Raw genomic sequence first — 287 nt, forward strand, 5'->3', positions numbered from 1 at the left:
CGGTCACGCCCGCGCCGCGCCGGGCCAGCCGCGCGCCGGCGTAGAGGGCGTCGCCGCCGTTGTCGCCGCTGCCGACCAGCAGCGCGACCCGCGCCCCGTACACACGGCCCAGCAGGTCCGCGCAGGCCGCCGCGAGCCCGGCGGCGGCCCGTTGCATCAGGGCTCCGGCGGGGAGCTGTGCCATGAGCGCGCGCTCGGCGGCCCGTACGGTCTCGACGCTGTAGGCAGTCCTCATGCCCACCAGTGTCACGGCCGCCCACCCCGCGCGCCCCCGAAATGACACCCCC

1 protein-coding gene is annotated in these 287 nt (G+C 78.4%); it reads right to left on the reverse strand.

Annotated features, from left to right (window positions below; genetic code table 11):
- Positions 1-235 (reverse strand): NAD(P)H-hydrate epimerase (locus tag J7E86_RS18020; RefSeq protein WP_285439714.1); only part of this gene is annotated, 235 nt, incomplete at its 3' end.
- Positions 236-287: the final 52 nt, after the last annotated feature.

Origin of the sequence: Streptomyces sp. ISL-11, from assembly GCF_018614525.1 — a bacterium.
Classification (GTDB): Bacteria; Actinomycetota; Actinomycetes; order Streptomycetales; family Streptomycetaceae; genus Streptomyces.